Origin of the sequence: Bifidobacterium olomucense (assembly GCF_012932375.1) — a bacterium.
GTDB lineage: Bacteria > Actinomycetota > Actinomycetes > Actinomycetales > Bifidobacteriaceae > Bifidobacterium > Bifidobacterium olomucense.
On record NZ_JAAIIG010000002.1, the window covers coordinates 139,800 to 158,285 of the forward strand.

Annotated in this window: 10 protein-coding genes; 3 read left to right on the forward strand and 7 right to left on the reverse strand. The window is 65.0% G+C overall.

Features of this window, described 5'->3' with window-relative positions:
- Window positions 1-528: 528 nt before the first annotated feature.
- The 5 genes from G1C97_RS02650 to G1C97_RS02670 all read right to left on the reverse strand — a co-directional run bounded on the left by G1C97_RS02650 (window position 529) and on the right by G1C97_RS02670 (window position 8,346).
- A complete protein-coding gene (locus tag G1C97_RS02650) occupies window positions 529-1,959 on the reverse strand; it encodes a hypothetical protein (RefSeq protein WP_169240408.1) in 1,431 nt (476 codons plus the stop codon).
- A gap of 356 nt (window positions 1,960-2,315) precedes the next feature.
- A complete protein-coding gene (locus G1C97_RS02655) occupies window positions 2,316-3,752 on the reverse strand; it encodes a hypothetical protein (RefSeq protein WP_169240409.1) in 1,437 nt (478 codons plus the stop codon).
- Between the two features lie 208 nt (window positions 3,753-3,960).
- Window positions 3,961-5,514 carry a hypothetical protein gene (locus tag G1C97_RS02660; protein ID WP_169240410.1) on the reverse strand — a complete coding sequence of 518 codons (1,554 nt, stop codon included), beginning with the start codon at window positions 5,512-5,514 and terminating at the stop codon, window positions 3,961-3,963.
- Between the two features lie 454 nt (window positions 5,515-5,968).
- Window positions 5,969-6,460, reverse strand: a complete 492-nt coding sequence (locus G1C97_RS02665) for a hypothetical protein (RefSeq protein ID WP_169240411.1) — start codon at window positions 6,458-6,460, stop codon at window positions 5,969-5,971.
- A 428-nt stretch (window positions 6,461-6,888) separates the two neighbouring features.
- Complete coding sequence (locus G1C97_RS02670) at window positions 6,889-8,346, reverse strand: hypothetical protein (protein ID WP_169240412.1); 1,458 nt, start codon at window positions 8,344-8,346, stop codon at window positions 6,889-6,891.
- Between the two features lie 429 nt (window positions 8,347-8,775).
- On the opposite strand from G1C97_RS02670, the gene G1C97_RS02675 reads away from it, so the two are divergent.
- From G1C97_RS02675 to G1C97_RS02685, 3 genes are all read left to right on the forward strand, one after another.
- Window positions 8,776-11,307, forward strand: coding sequence for a site-specific DNA-methyltransferase (locus G1C97_RS02675; protein ID WP_205832496.1), 2,532 nt, complete (start codon window positions 8,776-8,778; stop codon window positions 11,305-11,307).
- A gap of 481 nt (window positions 11,308-11,788) precedes the next feature.
- Window positions 11,789-14,365 (forward strand): DEAD/DEAH box helicase family protein, encoded by a 2,577-nt coding sequence (locus G1C97_RS02680; RefSeq protein WP_205832497.1) that lies wholly within the window; start codon window positions 11,789-11,791, stop codon window positions 14,363-14,365.
- A 322-nt stretch (window positions 14,366-14,687) separates the two neighbouring features.
- Window positions 14,688-15,299, forward strand: a complete 612-nt coding sequence (locus G1C97_RS02685; RefSeq protein ID WP_169240414.1) for a hypothetical protein — start codon at window positions 14,688-14,690, stop codon at window positions 15,297-15,299.
- Window positions 15,300-15,374: 75 nt separating this feature from the next.
- On the opposite strand, the gene G1C97_RS02690 is transcribed toward G1C97_RS02685, so the two are convergent.
- Window positions 15,375-16,829 carry a hypothetical protein gene (locus G1C97_RS02690; RefSeq protein ID WP_169240415.1) on the reverse strand — a complete coding sequence of 485 codons (1,455 nt, stop codon included), beginning with the start codon at window positions 16,827-16,829 and terminating at the stop codon, window positions 15,375-15,377.
- 512 nt (window positions 16,830-17,341) lie between these two features.
- On the reverse strand, window positions 17,342-17,998 hold the full coding sequence (locus G1C97_RS02695; RefSeq protein ID WP_169240416.1) for a hypothetical protein: 657 nt from the start codon (window positions 17,996-17,998) through the stop codon (window positions 17,342-17,344).
- Between the last annotated feature and the right edge of the window lie 488 nt (window positions 17,999-18,486).

The following is an 18,486-nucleotide window of genomic DNA, read 5'->3' on the forward strand; positions in this document are numbered from 1 at the left end:
CCTCCCGACACGGCAACGACGACCCGACGCACACCCCAACGCATCAACGCACCGATACGCCCCATATTGATGGCCGAACCGAGGAGCGCGCGGCGAGCTGTAATCCAATTCGCCACCGACGCCCACCACCTGCTACGCGCCCATGCGCAAGAATGACGAGGAAGGTCTAATTCTCTAGTTCTCCATAGGTCACACACCACAAGCCGAACCAGCCGCTGGAATCGGCTCTCAGCACAACCCGCGGCAACACGCCACACACGCACGAACAGGCAACACAACAAGACCGCATAACCGAACGAGGAGGACAACGAATAGGACGACAGAAGAACAACGGAACACAGGAACAAGAAGAAGAACAACAACGAACGCGGGTGGTCCGGAATGTTCTGATTATCCCGGACCACCCGCGTTCGTCCCCTATGTTCGTTCCTACGTTCGCCCCACGCGTTGCTTCCCTGTGCTTCTCCTTCTTGTGGTGTTCCTTGCTTCGTTGCCGCGCCGCGCCGCCGCGCGTGTGCTTCGCTGTGGTCACTCCTTGGGTTGGAGGAGCTTCCTGATGGTGATGAGCGCCGCGCCGGTGATGATGAGGAGCACGCCGATGGCGATGATGGCGGCCCTGCGTTGCGCTTCGCTGTTCGCGTCCCTTCCGGTGGTGGTGCTGGTGATGGTGAGGGTCCGGCTGAGCTGCGAGGATTCCCCGTCGATGACCGTGCCCTGCACGTCGAGGCCGAGCGCGAGGTCGGTGCCGTCGCCGCGGTTCCGTTGGAGCGTGTTGATGGTGCGGATGTCGAGCCCGTTGTCATCGAGCTTGTAGTCGACGCCGCTGAACGTGTCGTTCGTGTACTTCGGCGTGATGGTGAACCTGATGCTGGCGCCGATAGGGTCATGCCCCTCCGCGGGCTGCTTCTCCCTGAGCTCGTACTCGCGGGCCCCCTTGCCGTCCGACGCGAGTCCGTCGATGGTGATGGGCTCGCCGTCCTTCGGCATGGTGATGGTGCCATCGCAATCGCCTGTCGTTGATACGCTGTTCGCCGCCGTGACTTGGAGCACGTGCGGGTCGGTGCCGCAGGCGAGCGCGATCTGCTTGCCGGTGGCGTGGTCGATGAGCATGTACCGTGCGCCGGTGATGGGCTTGCCGTCCTCGTCCGTGTTGCGGATGACGAGCTGCGCCTCGTAGTGACGTGTGATGGCGCTCCTCGTGGTGATGACGGTTCCCTGCTTCGGGTCCTGTAGGGTCGGGTCCGTGTAGGTGACGTTCGCGCCGTTGCCGAGGTGCTTCGTGATGTCGTACACGGATGCCTTAAACGTGACGGTGATGGTTCGCCCGGCTTGTTCCTCCGGTCTTGTGAGGTTCAGGATGAACCCGGCGTTCCTCTCGCCGGTGAACTGGAGTGTGTAGTCCGGGTTCACGGTGGGTTGTGATTGCTTGGCGTCGCCGCTCGCCGCCGCGCCATTGTCGTTCCCGCTCTCATCTGCTCCGGTCTGTGTGTTCTGCGTCGTGGATGGCGGGGTGAGCGTGGTCGGCTTCTCGTCCGCGGGGGCGTCCGGGTCCTTCGCCGTGACCTCCACGCTATCCGCGTCGATGCTGAGTCCGCCGGTCACGTCATCCGTGATGGTGAACACGGCACCGCCCCCCTGCCTCGCCTGCTCCTCCGCGGCGTCCTGCTGCGTCGAATCGCCGCTGGTCTTCTCCTGAGCGGCGTCCTGCTTCTCGCTGTCCGTGAGCCAGTTCGAGTACGAGCCCGGCACGTTCGCGATGATGCGGTACGTCCTGACGCTCCCGACTCCGACGAGCTCATGCGTCGAGGCGACGCCGACCTTCACGGCATCCGCGTTCGCCGGTTCATCCGCGTACGCCGACACGGCGAGAGGGCCGGTGGCGAGGCCCAGCACGGCGGCGAGCGCCACGATGACGCGCATGGGCTTCCCGCCCCGCCGCGTCGTAATCAAGCGGTTCATAGTAGTTACTCCTTCAGGTATTGATCGTCCGCAGTTGCCGCGGACCTTCACCAACGCATCTAACCGGCCCGGCCACGACCGGCTGACGGAGACAGAAGCACAAGGAATGAAGGCGAAGGAACTGGAGCGCGGGTGGTCCGGGATTAACGCAAGGACATCACGAACATCCCGGACCACCCGCGCCGCTTGTCTTCCTCCTTCCTCCGTCGTCCGTCGTCCTTCCTTCTCCCCTGCGGGTACCGGCGCTGTTCGTGCTGCGTGTGCCCGGTGCTGCGCCGTTCCGGCTTCGCTGCCGTTCGGCTATTGGTCCCAGACCACTCGCGTTGGGGTTCGGTTGGGTCGTGTGGTTGGTGTGCTTATTCGTGTTGTGGTGCGTCTTGCGTGTTGTCTTGCTTGGTGGTGTTGTCGTGGCGTGTGAGGATCCGGGTGAGCTTGTCGGTGTCTTCCTTGGTGAAGCGGGTGAGCTTGTGGGGGTTCGTGAGCCGGCTGATGGTGTGGTCGTCGGGTTGGATGGTGTGGCGGAGGACGGCTTCGATGCCGAAGTACTTGTCCCTGCCGTGGACCTCGTGGATGGTGATGCCGTTCGTCTTGCTGTCGTCCGATTCGTGGAGTGTGGTGGCGTAGGCGATGATGAGGCCGATGCGCATGATGTTCCCGGCGCCGTTCGCGTCGCTGTTGACGATGGTGCCGTCGGGTCGGAGGAACGCGTCGCGGAGCTGGCGTAGTTGTATCTTCGCGTCGCCGGGGTACTGGCGGTCGTTGAAGCACTTCCTGTACGCGAGCCTGCCGCCGTCGTAATGGTGCTTCTTGTCCCGGTCGTACTTGAGCGCGTCGTTCCACTTCGCGAGCGCCTGGTTCATGAGGGCGAAGATCTCCTTCTCGTCGCTCATGCGCTTGCCCCTGAAGTGCCAGTGCGTGTCCGCCCCTGTCTCGGTCTCCCATTGGGCTTGCTTGGCGAGCGCCTGGTGGAGCGCACGCCACCGCTCCTTGCCGAACGTCCCCCTGCCGTTGCTGTACTGGCTCATCTCGCGGAGCCCGGCGATGCGGTTGAGGAGCGTGATGCTCGGGTTCGAGGCGAGGCGTTCCTCGTCGAAGGTCCCCCAGGCGTACTTGTGGTTGAGCATGCCGCGGAGCTTCTTCTCGTCGGCGTTAGTGAGGACGCGCAGCGGCGTACGGTTCACGTGGTACTCGTCCGCCATCGGTTCGAGGCCAGCGTAGTCCGTCTTGCTGGTGTAGGACTCCGTGGTGATGATGACGGTGACGTGGTGCTTCATGAGCTTCGAGGCGAGGAGGTTGATGATGGGCCGGTACGGTATCTGCTGGAAGAGGACCTTGTCCCGCTTCGAGCCGGGGTGCGCGCCGGTGACGTTCGCGTCATCGCCCATGCCCGCCTGCTTCATCCCACCGGTCCCGTTCTTCCAATCCGGGTTGTAGCCGATGACGACCACATCCAGCCGGATGTCGAGTATCACTCGGGCGAGGGCGCTGGTCATGAGGTTCAACCACCGCGCCTTGCTCCTCCTCGCCCATTCCCTCGCCTGCTCACGCGTCCAATCGAGGGACGCGACCATCTCATCCGCGTGACTGATGATGGCCCAGTAGCTCGCGGCGCTCACCATCACCGGGTCCGTGACGTTCGTGGTGAGCGTCGCGACGTTATCCTCGCCGAGATCGATGCCGCCCACGCGCACCTCCCCGCCACTGCCAATGCGACGCATGACGTCATCCGGCAGCTTAACGTCCGTATACAATCCACGGCCCACGTTGAACCGTCTGACATGATTCCTGAACATGATGTCCCTTCCGTCATCCCCAATCATCGGCACATCTAACCGAAGCGGCCCCAAGGAACCGGCACGCGCATGACGCCGCCGGCCAGTGGCCCGCAATCCGCCGAAGAACAAGGGAATGACACGTGGCGCGGGTGGTCCGGGATTTAACGAGAAGAATCAGGACCACCCGCGTTCGTTCTTCCGTTGCTCCTTCTTGTCTTCTTGTTGGTTATCCGTGTTGTTCTTCTTGTTGGTTGTCTGTGTTGTGCTTCGTCCAGTTGTTCGCGTGGCGTGTGAGGTACGCGTGGAGCATCGGGGCGAGGCGTTCCCGGTATGGCCGCTTGTCGTTGGCCCCTCCCTTGTCCTTGCGGCTGGGGCTCGTGGTTCCGGAGCCCTGCAGCTCGTTGTCGGTGGAGCGGCGGTTGAGGAGCCAGGTCATCCAGAGCCGGTACTCCTCGGTGCGGGTCATGCCGGGGCCGGGTCGGATGCCGGTGATGATGGTCCCCTCCTCGGCTTCGATCTTGGCGATGAGGCTTCCGATGAATGCGGTGTACGTGCCGTACCATGGGTTGGCCGAGTAGCCGCCGTCCTCGACGCTGGCGAACCCGTTGAGCGTGAGGAGCCTGAGCTTGCCCGGTGTGTTGAAGGGAAGCATGAGCAGGACGTTCATCATGCCGCGGCGCCTGTCGAGGCCGCTCGTGTCCCGGCTCCCCTTCCTTGGCTTGAGCCGGGCCGTGGTGGTGGTCCGGTCGTACCCGTAGTCGCTGCGCGTGCCGTGCGCGAGACCGTGGGGCGTCCTGTAGGTCCGCGCGTCGGGCCAGTCGATGTAGTCTGCGGCCTCGCGGATGAGCGCCTCGATGCGCGTCTTGCAGTACGCGCGCCACACCGCCCATGCGGCTTGCCTGCTTCCGGCCTCGGCCATCTCCCATGCGAGCCGTTCGAGTTCGCCTTCCCGGAACCCGTGGAACGGCCACGCCCCGTTCACGCCGCGCATGGCCGGGTCCGTGGAGGTGCGTTCCGCGAGCGCGTTCCGGTAATCGTAATTGTTGGCCAGGCGGGGATTCGGCAGCCGGTCGCGCCATCCGTACTTGCTGCTCCGGTACAGCGGGTCCGGCCGCTTCTCGTCGTGCCCTTGGTTGAGCAGGCGGGGCGCGGCGAGCGTGTAGAGCATGAAGCGCATCTTGTCGATGATGCCGTCGGTCGGACCGTTCGCTTCGAGGAGCGGCTTCGTGACGAGCTTGGTGACAAGGCGCCGGTTCGCCCAGCAGTCGGGGCGGATGGGCATCGGCCTGCCGTCGTGGCCGGTGATGAGGAGCTCCTCGTCGGCGCACCCGGCGTCCGCCGCGGCTTCGTCGGCGTAGAGGAGCGGGAGCATGGCGGGTTCGCGTGACTGGACGGGTATCGTCACGGGCCACTTGTCGTCCAATGTTCCGTTCACGGGTTCCGGCTTCACCAGGCGGGAGATCCAGTACAAGGACTCGTTGTCCCGCTCGGCCCATTCGAACGCGAGCTCGGCCTGCCTCGCCCAGTCCCCCTCGCCCGTGTAGATGCCACGGTAGTCGATGGTGATGGGGCCGCCCGGTTCGCCGCAGCCGATGGCGCGCGCGTACACGGCGGTGACGCCCGCGCAGTTGTACATGTAGTTCGGCAGGTTCGTGAGCGTGGGGTTGTACCGCCACCTGCGAGCCACGTCGTATGAGCGGATGGTCCAGCCTATACGCCCAATGCCCGAGTAGAAGCCGTACCAGTCGCCGGCCATGACATCCAGTCCAGCGTTAATCATGAAGGTTCCAATCACTACCACCGCGCCGGAGCTCCGGCACGGGACCTCGACCGGCACGGAGGGTCAATCCGCGGGGAGGTCTTCCAACTTGTTCCTGCCGGTCATCTAACCGGCTAATCGTTACCTGACCACCGTCAGGCTTGTCGTTCCAACGATTCCGCCCAGCAGTCCCGTATGCGCCACCGAATCGTAATTGTCTGTGCACCGCCCTGATTCGCCGTAAGCGCCGCGCGCCGCCATGCGGGTTGATAGCATCACCGGTACGGGCCGCCCACGTGGAGGCCCCGGATTAACGCTCCCGAAGATATTGGGAGTAATGCAACGGGCAGTGAGCCGCGGTGAGCTGCCCAAGCCCCGCCGGTTAGGCGGATAACCTACTGCCATAGTGCATTGGGATGAGGGCGGACGGTACGAGTTACCGGCCGCCCTCACTTATGATCCGGCGGCCACCGGGTCAGAAGAACCACTCCTCATCAGGGTCCTCGTCATCGGGCGTCGGCTCCGGATGGTCGAACAGGTCACCGTCCCCGGTCAACCAGTCACGCTCAAGGTCGAACGACTGCCTGTCCGGGTACGCGCGGTGTGGCTGGTACGGCGAGGCCGCGCATTCACGCGGGTCCTTCGCATCGCACACCTCATACCCATACGTCGAATCGTTGCTCACCTGCAAGTGCACGAGGACCGGATGCTCCCACTCCCTCGCACCGGACAGGAAGCGTTGAAGCGCCCGCCTGTTCGGCAGTTCGAGGAACCGGTCCATCGGAACGCCGAGGATGTCGGTCCGCTCGTCCTCGGGCCGGGTCGTGATGGACGCGTGCGCATCCATATACCCCGGCCCCTCCCCGCCGTTGCGAAGCACCGCGAGCACCGCGCCGCTCCATTTACCGCCACGCTTCCCACCGTCAGCCGCGCTCCCGGCGCCGCGGCGTGCATTATTCCCGCTCATTCAAGGTTCCTTACTCCTGACGGGCGGTCCACCATGGACCGTCGCTCAAGTCGGCTATATAAGTGCGGGTCCGGTCACGCGCCCCGCTCGGACGGCGCAATATCGTGGAAGGTCTAATACCCGCACGCCAATCACCGACGATTGGCAAGAATCAACAACGGAACGCCAATAATCGCAACGATCCGGCAACAATCATGCACGAATACGCAACAAGCGACGATAATCCTTGCGAAGTACGGCAAGTTGGGTTAGCGCCATAATCGCCCGGTAATCACGCGCCGCAACGACCAGCGGAACGAGAACGACGAGCAGGAACACGAACGCGGGTGGTCCGGAACGTTCATGATTATCCCGGACCACCCGCGTTACTCATCAGCCCTTCATGAGGGCCGTCCGCGTTGGTTCCTTCCCTTGGCGGGGATGGTTGGTCACTCCGCGTCGGTGTCGGCGTTCACGTACCGCTTGGCCCGCGTGCTGAGGAGGGTCGCGAGTTCTTGTGCCGCCGCGTTCCGTTGCGTGGAGGATTCGGGTTCGTCCGCGCCTATGGCTCGCGAGTACGCGTCGTACAGTCCATCATCCCCAGGGACGTCGTCCTCCCTGGGGATTGCGCGTATGAGGCCGGGCAGGTAACCGCTCGGGTCCGCTTGGAACTGGTTCGCGATGAACCTGCCGGTGATGGCGGCGGGGTTCGTGTCGATGGTTCCCTCGGGCGTGAGGATGCTGATGCCATGCACGTTGTACATGCGCGCCTGCTTCTCGCCGAGCGCACGCCAGAGGTCGGCGTCCATCCAGTCGCGGTTGTGGTACTTGAGGCTGTCGCGGTCCGCGTTGCGCAGGGCCTTACTCACAGGGACGCCAAGGGCGTCGGCCGCCTCGACGTGCTTCGCTATGCTCGCGAGGAACCGGTCCTCCGCCTCGGCCGTAACGGCGGCGGCCTCCGGCTCGGGGACGCTGATGCCCAGCTTCGAGGCGAGGGCGTACGCGATGCTGCGGAGCGCCTCGTCATGGTACTTCGCCATGAGCGGGTACCCCTGGTCATGCGGGTCGTGGAGACTGTCAAGCTTGGAGACTGAACCGAGCCATCGTTCGAGGATCCGCCGCGCCTCATCCGGCTCCTCATCCGTCTCCCCTCCGAAGGCGACCGACGCGGCGATGTTCCTCAGCCCATCCACACGCTCCGCGATCGTCGGAGCGTAATCCGCGAGCGCCGCCTGGTCGAGCTGGCTTACGGTTCGGGCGATGGCGTCGCTCTCCCCATGGCTCGCCGCGTCCTCGTAGTTCCTGCGTTCCTCGTACGAGCTTGGGTCGAGTTCGATGACCTGCTGACTCCGCAGCTTCGCGACGAGTTCGGCGGGCAGGTACTGCCATGCGTTGAGGAGCGTGAGCGCATCGAACTGCGCGAGGGCGAGCCTCGTGCGGAACACGCGATGAGCCTCCGCGGGGTACCGGCAGGCGTACCCGTCCCCACACATGACGAACGCGGGCCCCTTGCCGTTCTGCAAGTGGGCCGCCACCGGCTGCGCCCATCCCCATACGCGCTGGAACTCATCCATCGAACGGAACACCCGATGCGGACGCTCATTCACCGGGCAATCCACATGGGATGCCGCATGGCATACCTCATAGCTACGCCCGTCCTTCGCGGGGTGCGCGTACACGGGGTGCCGCCACTCCTCCGCCCCGGCAAGGAACGCGTCCGCCGCCTCATCCGTGGGCAGTTCGAGATGCACGTTCTCAGGCAGCCAGCACGGGTAGGGGTACCCGGAGTAGTAGCACTTCTCGTAATCCGGGCCCTTGCCGTCGCGTAGCTCCACGACGGCCGGGTACGCCCAATTCCAATCATCCTCATCCGCCACACGCGGGTCGAACCGGGAATCGTTCACCATGACTATTCTCCAATCATCGCATTGGTCCAATGCGCCGCCAACCGACGCACACATCATTCGTCTAACCGGCAGAACGCCGAAGAAGACACCACAGGGCAACCATCGCCCCACACCAATGAATATGCGCGCGACACCGGTTCCGCCCCCCGAACCACGAGACCCACAAGAAGAACAACCCCAAGAAGACGGGCGCGGGTGGTCCGGAACCATCGCGAGGCAAGGCGGGGCAGGGAGAAGAGGATCGACGAATAACCCGGACCACCCGCGTAGCGTTCTTCTTCCTTCATTCATTCGGGGGGCCATCCGCATTGCTTCGTTGCTTCTCCCCTGTCTTGTCTCCTCGGTGGTGCCGGGTGGCGTATGGTCCGTTGCCCGGTGGGTTCCATTAGACTGGTTGCTACTGGTATTGGCTGATTGGGGAGGTGCGTTGTGGCGCGTGGTTCTGGTTCCGAGTCGGAGCGCGTGGTCGATGCGTATACGCATGACGAGTTCAAGAGGGTGAATAATCCGGGCGCCGGCATGGCCCAGTTCGATACGGAGCAGGCGGAGCCGGGGCGTTACGCGTATGACCCGCACTTCGACCCGATGCTCGTGTGGTCCGGGAAGGCGGAGCATGACGAGGTGGAGGTCCCGACCACCTCGATTCACATTCACGAATCCGTGAAGCCGTCGAAGATCATCAGCCGCGTGCAGAAGCACACGAGCAAGGATTATCCCTTCCAGCCCGCGCTGTTCGGCATGACGGCCCGCGAGGAGACGGAGCTGCGTAACCAGGCCATCGAGTTCTATGAGCATGGCGTCGCGTGGACGAACCGCCTCATCGCCGGCGACTCGTTGGGTGTGATGAACTCCCTCATCCAGAAGGAGGGCATGGCCGGTCAGGTGCAGATGGTGTACATCGACCCGCCATACGGCATCGGATTCAAGTCGAACTTCCAGCCCCTCGTGAACGCCCCGAACGTCGTGGAAGGCAAGGACGACTCCATCGACTCGTCCCCCGTGCAACTGACCGCGTTCCGCGACACATGGGAGATGGGCATCCACTCGTACCTCACGTACCTGCGGGACCGCCTGAAGCTCGCCCACGAGCTGCTCGCCGATACCGGCAGCGTGTTCGTGCAGATCAGCAACGCGAACGTTCACCACGTCCGCGAGCTGTGCGACGAGGTATTCGGCCCGGAGAACTTCGTCAGCCAGATCGCCTACGTCACCACCACGGGAGCCGGCTCACCGAACGCCCTGACAAGCCTGTCATCCGTATCGAACTACCTTGTCTGGTACGCGGCGGACAAGGAGAAGATGAAGTACCACCAGCTCTACAAGGAGAAGGAGTTCGGCGGCGACGGAGCGAAGGCGTACAACCGCATAGAGCTCGCCGATGGGTCGAGAATGACCATCAGCGAATGGGAGAAGTCCACGCACCGCGTGTTCGATTACTCGTCGAGGCCTATGGGCAGCCGCGTCTACTCCCTCGATAACCTTCGTTCCCAGAGCGCGAGTAACGCGACGAACTATTCCGTCGAGTTCAACGGCCAGACCTATGACCCCGGTCGCGGCTATTGGAAGACGAGCGAGGAGGGGATGAAGCGCCTCATCGCCGCGAAGCGCATTGAAGCGCTTGCCGGAGGCGATTCCATCCGCTACATCCGCTACTACGACGATTACCCGTACTACCCCATCACGAACGTATGGACGGACACGACCATCAGCGGGTTCGCCTCGAACAAGCTGTACGTGGTGCAGACCACCGCGAAGGTCATCGAGCGCGCCCTGCTCATGACCACCGACCCCGGAGACCTCGTGCTCGACCCGACCTGCGGTTCCGGCACCACGGCATGGACCGCCGAGAAGTGGGGACGCCGATGGATAACCATCGACACGAGCCGCGTCGCCATCGAGGTCGCGAAGAAGCGGCTCATGACCTCCACGTTCGACTACTACGAGCTGCTCCACCCCTCGCAGGGCATCGACTCCGGTCTCGTCCTCGACACGGCCGACCACGTCACACTCCGCTCCATCGCACGAGGAGAGGACCCGGAATCCGAGGTCCTGTATGACAGGCCGCACATCGACAAGACCCGTATCCGCGTCGCCGGACCGTTCACCGTCGAGGCGCCGCCGTCCCCCGTCGTCATCAGCCCCACGGACGAGAAGGCCGGCAACTACGGCGACGCGAAGCAGGGCGAATGGATGGAGGAGCTCCGCGCGAACGGCATCCTCGACAAGCGCGGCAACCGCATCCGCCTCAGCCGCCTCGACATGCTCGAAGGCACCACGTACCTCGCCGCCGAAGGAGAGACGGACGAGGAGACCCCACGCAGCATCGTCGTCTGCTTCGGCTCCGACACGAAGCCCATGGACCGCAGGGTCGTGGACCTCGCCGCCGACGAGGCCGCGACCTTCAAGCCGCGCCCCGACCTCATCATCATCGCCGCGTTCCAGTTCGACCCCGAGGCGACGGACCTCATCGCGAACCTCCACCTGCCCAGAACGGAACTCGTCGCCGTGCAGATGAACCCCGACCTACTCACCGCCGACCTACGCAAGAAGCAACGCAACGGCCAGGGCTTCACCATCATCGGCCAACCCGACATCAAGCTCGAACCCGTGAAGAGCCGCAACGGCCAATGGCGCGTCAACGTGGCCGGGTTCGACTACTACGACGTCAAGAAGGGCGAACTCACCAGCGGATCCGCGAAGGACATCGCCATGTGGGAACTCGACGAGGACTACGACGGACTCGTCTTCGAACCCGAACAGGTCTTCTTCCCCGACCGCAAGAACGGCTGGCAGGACCTCGCCAAGACCCTCCGCGCCGAAGTCGACCCGACCCTCATCAAGGCCTACAGCGGCACGACCAGCCTCCCCTTCACCGCGGCGAAGGGAACCCGCTGCGCCGTCAAGATCATCGACAACCGAGGCATCGAATCCACGGCCGTCCTCACCATCCCCATGGACTAACCCCAAGGGACCCAGCAAGCAACAACGACCAACACGCCCACCACACCAGACCACCACGCACCCCAACACCGAAGCACGGCAACCCAACAAGGAACCACGCGACGGAACCACAGGGAGGAAGCCGAGCGGGTGGTCTGGGATGATGGGCGAACAACCCAGACCACCCGCGCCACTACTATCCTCCCCCTCCTGACCGGCCGTCATCGGCCTCCGGCTTGGGGCGGTGATGGTGTGCGGCTGGTGGTTCTTCCCGAGGAGGGATTGATTCATGGCAGTGGAGCAGAGCATCGGACAGCTCATCATCTGCTCGGCGTACCGGGAGCCCGAGGAGCATTGGGAGTACGACTCCGTGGAGCAGGGGTTCAAGCGGGTGCCGGGCCGGCGCAGGGCCGCGTACCTGATCGCGTCGCAGGGCGATGATTCGTCGCGCGGCGAGGGCCAGCTCGTCCCGTTGGACCTCGTGAACCTGATCCGCCCGCGCGTGAAGGCGTGGCGTGAGGCCGGCTACCCCGGCTCCACCGCCGTGACGCGCAAGCTCATCGAATGGTGGCGTGCGCCGGACGCGCGCGACTACCCGTTCTTCTTCTGCGAGCTTGACGCGATCGAGACGCTCATCTGGCTGGTGGAGGCGCCGGACCCGGAGAAGGTCGGCGTGAACATCCCGTCGGACGGTTCCCTGTTCCGCAGGCTCTGCACGAAGCTCTGCACGGGCGGCGGCAAGACGATAGTCATGTCGATGCTCATCGCGTGGATGGTGTGCAACAAGGCCACGTACCCCGGCGACCGCCGCTTCTCGAAGGACGTCCTCGTCATGGCCCCCGGCCTGACGGTGCGCGACCGCCTGCGCGTGCTGGAGCTCGGCGGCGAGGGGAACTACTACATGAAGTTCAACGTGGTCCCCATCCCCATGCGCCACCTGCTTCGCCAGGGCAAGGTCATCGTCCGCAACTGGCAGTCCATGACCTGGGAGACGGAGGAGCAGATAGCGAAGAAGAAGACGGTCGACAAGCGCGGCGCCCTCTCCGACGCGGCGTACGTCCGCTCCGTCATCGGCGACATGTCGAACCACCGGAACCTCCTCGTCATCAACGACGAAGCGCATCACGCTTGGCGCACGAACCCGGAGGTGAAGGTCAACCTGAAGGGCGAGGAGCGGCGGGAGTACATCGCCGAGCAGCAGCAGGCCACCGCCTGGATGGGCGCACTGGACCGCATCCACCGCGTGTGCGGCATCAACACATGCTTCGACTTCAGCGCCACCCCGTTCTCCCCGTCCGGCAACAGGACCGGAGCGGACTCCCTGTACGGCTGGATCGTCAGCGACTTCTCCTTGAACGACGGCATCGAGTCCGGGCTCGTGAAGACGCCCCGCCTATCCGTGGGCGACGACACGTACGTGGACGGCGACACCGGCCAGTCAAGGCTCCTGCGCATCTACGCCCAGGACGGCGTGCGCGACTCCCTGAACGCGGACGACGCAACGGAGGCGACGCCGCTGCCCCACCTCGTCGTCGCCGCGTACAGCCTCCTCGCCGCCGACTGGAAGCGCACCTACGACCGGTGGGAGGAGAACGGCTCCCCCGTGCCGCCCGTCATGATCAGCGTCGTGAACCGCACGGAGACCAGCGCCCGCGTCCAGTACATGTTCGACCACGGCACCACGCCCGCCCTGCCGGACGAGCTCACCGACAAGCGGTACACGGTCCGCATCGACTCGAAGCTCATCGCCAGCCTTGAGGACGGCAGCCGCGCGAAGAGCGTGCAGGAGGAGGAACTCAGGGAGAAGGTCGCCACCGTCGGCCAACCCGGCAAGCCCGGCGAGGACGTCCGCCACATCGTCAGCGTCGGCATGCTCAGCGAAGGATGGGACTGCCACACCGTCACCTCCATCATGGGCCTCCGCGCGTTCACCTCCCAGCTCCTGTGCGAGCAGGTCATCGGCCGAGGATTGAGACGCGTCAGCTACGACGTGGACCCCGACACCGGGCTCTTCCGCCCCGAGTACGTCACCGTCATGGGCATCCCCATGCAGTTCCTCCCCCACGAGGGCGGCGACGGCGACGACGGTGGCCCCGACGAACCGAGAACCATGGTCAACGTCGTGCAGGACCGAGGCGAGTACGAGATCTCCTGGCCGAACGTCGTGCGCGTGAACCGCCGCGAACGCACCAACGTGAACCTCGACCCGAAGCTCATCACCCCGCTCCTCATCGACACCGACGACCTGCCATCCCGCATGAAGCTCGCCAGCGTCCTGCAGAACCACCCCGACATGGGCAACTACACGCTCGTCGACCTCAAGGAGGAATGCAGGACCATCCGCGAGCAGACCCTCGTGTTCCGCATCGCCACGAACCTCATGGGCATGATGAAGGAACACGCGCCCGCAAGCATGACCGAAGTCGACTTCCTCCCCCAGGCCATACGCTGCATCAAGGAATACATCGACTCCGACAGCATCGCCTTCAACCCGCCCCTCGCCGACTGGGGCGACGAGGACCTGCACAAGGCGTTCCTCATCCTCGCCGCGAACGACATCGTCCAGCACGTGTACGACGCCCTCACCTACGAGGACGCCAGCGACTGGGTCCCCGTCATCGACGACGCGCAACGCGTCCGCTCCACCAAGGACATGGCCACCTGGTACACGAAGCGCGAATGCCACCCCACCCGCCACAGCCACATCAGCCAATGCGTCACCGACTCCGGCTGGGAGGGAAGCACCGCCGAGTTCCTCGACCAGAGCGACCTCGTGCAGGCATGGGTGAAGAACGACGCCCACATCGGCTTCACGCTGGAGTACCGCGACCAGAACGGCTCACCCCGCACCTACATCCCCGACTTCCTCATCCGCCTCACGAACGGCACCATGCTCATCCTAGAGACGAAGGGCCGCAACAGCGCCGACGTCCAACGCAAGCGCAAGGCCCTCCAGGACTGGGTCGCCGCCGTGAACGCCACGAACGAGTACGGGCACTGGGAGGAGGACATCAACTGGAACCCCCGCGAGGTGGACGCCATCCTCCGACGTCACGCCCAACACACCACCACGAACTGACCGCCCCGGAAGAAGAACGAAGCAGCGCGGGTGGTCCTGAATGAACGGCGGGAAGAACCGCGAGCCCGGGTGGTCCGGGATGAATCATGAGGAACGCCAACGCGGGTGGTCCGGGATAATCACTGAACATCCCGGACCACCCGCGCCGCGTCCCTGATAATCAGGACCACCCGCGCCCGTTCTTCCCTCCCCTCCTCCGCGCCGCGTCTATTCCTCCTTCTCATTCCCCGCGTGTCCGTGTCCGGGTGGTTGTATGATCGGGGCCACGTAGCTTCCCTCATCGGGGGCGCCTGTCATTGCATCGTTGAATGGAGGCGCAGCTATGTCCGATGTTAGGTATTGGTCGATGATCGGCGGTCCCGCGTATGCCCATATGCAGGGAATCCTGATGCGGGAGGCCGGGCTGCTTCGCACCGTGGCCGGGGCCGCGAGGGCGGACCTCACGTCGCAGCTCATGCTTGCCCTTGAGGGGACGTTCTGCATGGATGAGACGGAGGCGTGTCGGCTGGTCACGCCGGATGAGGAGAATCCCCTCCTCGCCGTGCTGCACGGGATGGCCAACCGGGCGGGCATCGGCTCGGATGGCGAGACCGTGCTTATCCTGCTGATGAGCCGTCACGACTGGAACGAGCTGGACCTCTCGGTCCCCATCCGCCCGGCGCGCACTGACGCGGATTCCTGGTGCGCGTGGCTCATGGCGAGCATCACGTCCAGCTGGAACGAGTGGAACGGCTGCCGCTATTCGATGGCGGTGGAGCTTGACGCGCTCTGCGCCGCACTGCAGGAACCGGTCGATGATTCGCACCGGTTCCTCGGCCCGCCCGCGTTCCGCATCATGCGCGAGTGGCAGTCCCTCATCTCCACGAAGCTCGGGGAGCTGGAGGACATGCGCGACTACCGGCGGCGGCGTCCGGATAGGAGGAACCGCTGGTGATGGTCCCGTTGACCGGGCCGGCGGTCATGGCGTGCGCCGGTCCGGGCGGGCGGATTGGAATATCACGCAATACGGTCACTTCCCCGCGCGACGAGCCGCTTCGATGCGGTCGATACGCTCGAACCGTGCGCGGTCCCGCGCATCCGATTCCCGGTTCCACTGCGCGGCGCGGTTCATGGCCTTCGTGCGGTACGTCTCGGGGGCCGGGGCCCCGGCGTTCACGTGGGCGATGGAGCGGAGGCCATCGGTGAACCGGACGGAATCGACGCCGGGAACGACCTGGCGCGGCGTATCCACCTTCCAGTCCTCGCCGACGTGGTACATGCCGAGCATGATGGCGCGCTCCTGGCCCGTATCGAGACCGACCAGGCCGGCGTCCTCATCCGAGAGTCCTTCGAACAGTTCCATCGCGTCGTCCGACCCGGCGAGGAACCCGCTGAGTGTGATGGCCACGCCGATGTCGTCATCGTCGTTATAGCCGGCTGCCACCGGAGCATCGAGGAGCGCCCGATGCACGGCCGCCCAATCCGGCTCGACGCCGCCAGTCGCCTCGGGGCCATTCTCGGCGTCGCACAGCAGGGAGACCGCGTCCGCGGCCGCCTCCGCCTCCTCCATCGTGGCGCCGTTACGGGGAACGACGGCCCCGGTCGCCTCGTCGTAATCGTAGGATTCCCAATACGAATCCTCGGCCTCGCCGAGCGCGCCGAGCAGCTTGGCGTCACTGTGGAACGCCGCACGAGCCGCACGGCGCACGTGCTCGTTGAGACGCTTCGCGTCGTCGGGCGTCGGACCCGTCATGAACCTGCTCGCCTCACCGGTGAGGGCGGCGACCTGCGCGTCGCCGACCATCTGCCCGTTGAGCGCCTTGGTCGCGCGGAGCCCCTCGACGGTCTCCCCATACTCGCTCTGCATGGCGGACAGCTCGTCGTTCGTGCGGTGCTTCGCCTCCGACCGGATGACCTCGGGGTCGGTGAGCCTGCGGATCCTGTCGATGTACGCGTTCGTTCTCGCGTCATACTCGCCGCCGAGACGCGGGTCATGGGACGCGGGCACGTTCAGGGACTGGAACTCCGCAAGCTCCGCGGCCGCCTCGGCCGCCTCAGCGACCATCCCACGGCCCACGTCCCTCGCCCTGACGTCCACCATCCGCTCGTACTCCCGCGCCATGTCACCGGCCGTGCGAATCGACAGGGCGTACGAGACCGGGTCAGCGGACGGTCCATCAACGGCACCAGCCGACCCGGCTCCGCTCACCCCAGTGGAACCCGCGGCCGTGGACCCATCATGCTTCGTCAGCGGCTTCGCGAGCGCGACCTTCGCCTGGTAATCCGGGTCGCTGAGATGCTCCACGAGGGTCATCCACTCCATCCTGTCCAGCTCCTCGCCCCGCATCACCTTCGCGAGGTCGATGTAATCACCGGACCCGTCACGCCCGGCCTCGCCCTCGGCGCGCAGGCTCGCCGCCTCATCGCCGTACTCGTCAACGATGGTGTTGTACCGGTCCAACGCCTTCACGCTAGCGAACTGCATATGCTCGTTCGCCCCGTACCTGCACGGATGCTTCACCGCCGTGCACCTCACGTACTCCGGCCCGACACCATTCTTCAGATGCGCCCTCACTTCACTACCTCCCACGGGACAAGCCCTCCAGAACGAACAACGGGCGACCCCCGGCCGCTAACCGCGGGGTCGCCCTGATCATGACACGAATATCCACGACCCGACGAGCGGACCACAACCCCCGAATATGCGGAGCCTGTGAAGAAGGGACCCGAAGGTCAAGCGGCAGAAGGAGAGGAGGCCCACAGCACGCAGGGAATGAGGAGGGCCAAGGAGAAGTCAAGAAGAAGCGCGGGTGGTCCGGGTTGTTCGTGATTATCCCGGACCACCCGCGCCACGTCCCTCCACTGTTCCTCCTTGGTGGTTCCGCCCCGACACTGGTGTTCCTCCCCATCTCCTTCATTCATTCAGTGCCACTCGCGCCGGTTGTTATGCTGATTGGCGGGGGTCGGCGTCTTGTCGCTTGGGCGAGGGGTCGTTGGTCACTTGGGTTGGAGGATGAGTTCGCGCATGTAGTCGCTGTTGTAGTAGCAGGTCTGCAGGAGGTACCGCGGCAGCTGCCTGTCGTACTTGCCCTTCCTCTGGTCCTGGTCCCAGCCGCCGGTGACGACGTAGTCCCTGCCGTTGATTCGTACGGTGTCGCCGATGTTCGTGTGGAGTATCCAGTCCCCGCCCTTGCTGTTGTGCGCGAGCCATGCGGTGGTGTACGGGTCGTCGGGCCCGTGGGGCGATTCGACGGTGATCTCCACGAGGCCGCCGAGGTCTATTGCCCCTTGGCAGGCGGCGAGCCCCTGCTGCAGGGTCGTGGCGCAGGTGCGGTCCACGGCGTGGCCTATCGCGGCGGCCTGCGCGGCTGCGGCTTGGGCGGCTTCGTTCGCCTTACGCTGCGCTTCGGCTTGGGCGGCGGCTTGACGCTGCGCCTCCGCTTGGGCTTCGGCCTGACGTTGTGCCTCGGCCTGGGCCGCGGCCTGCCGTGCGGCTTCCTCCTGCCGAGCCGCTTCCTCGGCGGCCTTGCGCTGCGCCGCCTCCTGCTCGGCATTGCGCTGCGCCTCGGCCTGCTTCGCGGCTTCCTCCTCGTGCTGCTTGCGGACCTGCTCGGCGACGCGCTTCTCGCACTGCGCGGCCTGACTCACGGTCATCCCGTCATACAGGCAATCGGCATCCGACTCCCCGGCTCCCCTCGAAGCCTGTTCCCCGTCCTCGCGGGTCGAGTCCGCCCCGTCACTCCGTACAGGCGCGGGCTTGCCGGTCGCCGCCGTCATGACGCTCGCCGCCACCGGCAGCGCCTCCGCCACGTTCATCGCGACGTTCGCGTAGCACGCGATGCTCAGCACGACCCCGACCATCAGCAGAATCACGCCACCGGTCCTACGGCTCCCCTTCACCATCATCGGTCCAATCCTTCCCAGTATCGGCCGGCCCATCACGACCGGCCATCGGTCACTCGACCAGTTATCTAACCGGCGAATCGCCGCAAGACGAACGAACCCACGAGGACAGGAGCGGAAGGGCCGGAGGGACTAGCTGAACGAATGGGACGAGGAGCGGCGCGGGTGGTCCGGGTTGTTCGTCGCGATACCCCGGACCACCCGCGCCGCTTCTATCTGCGCTTCTATCCGCTTCTCCC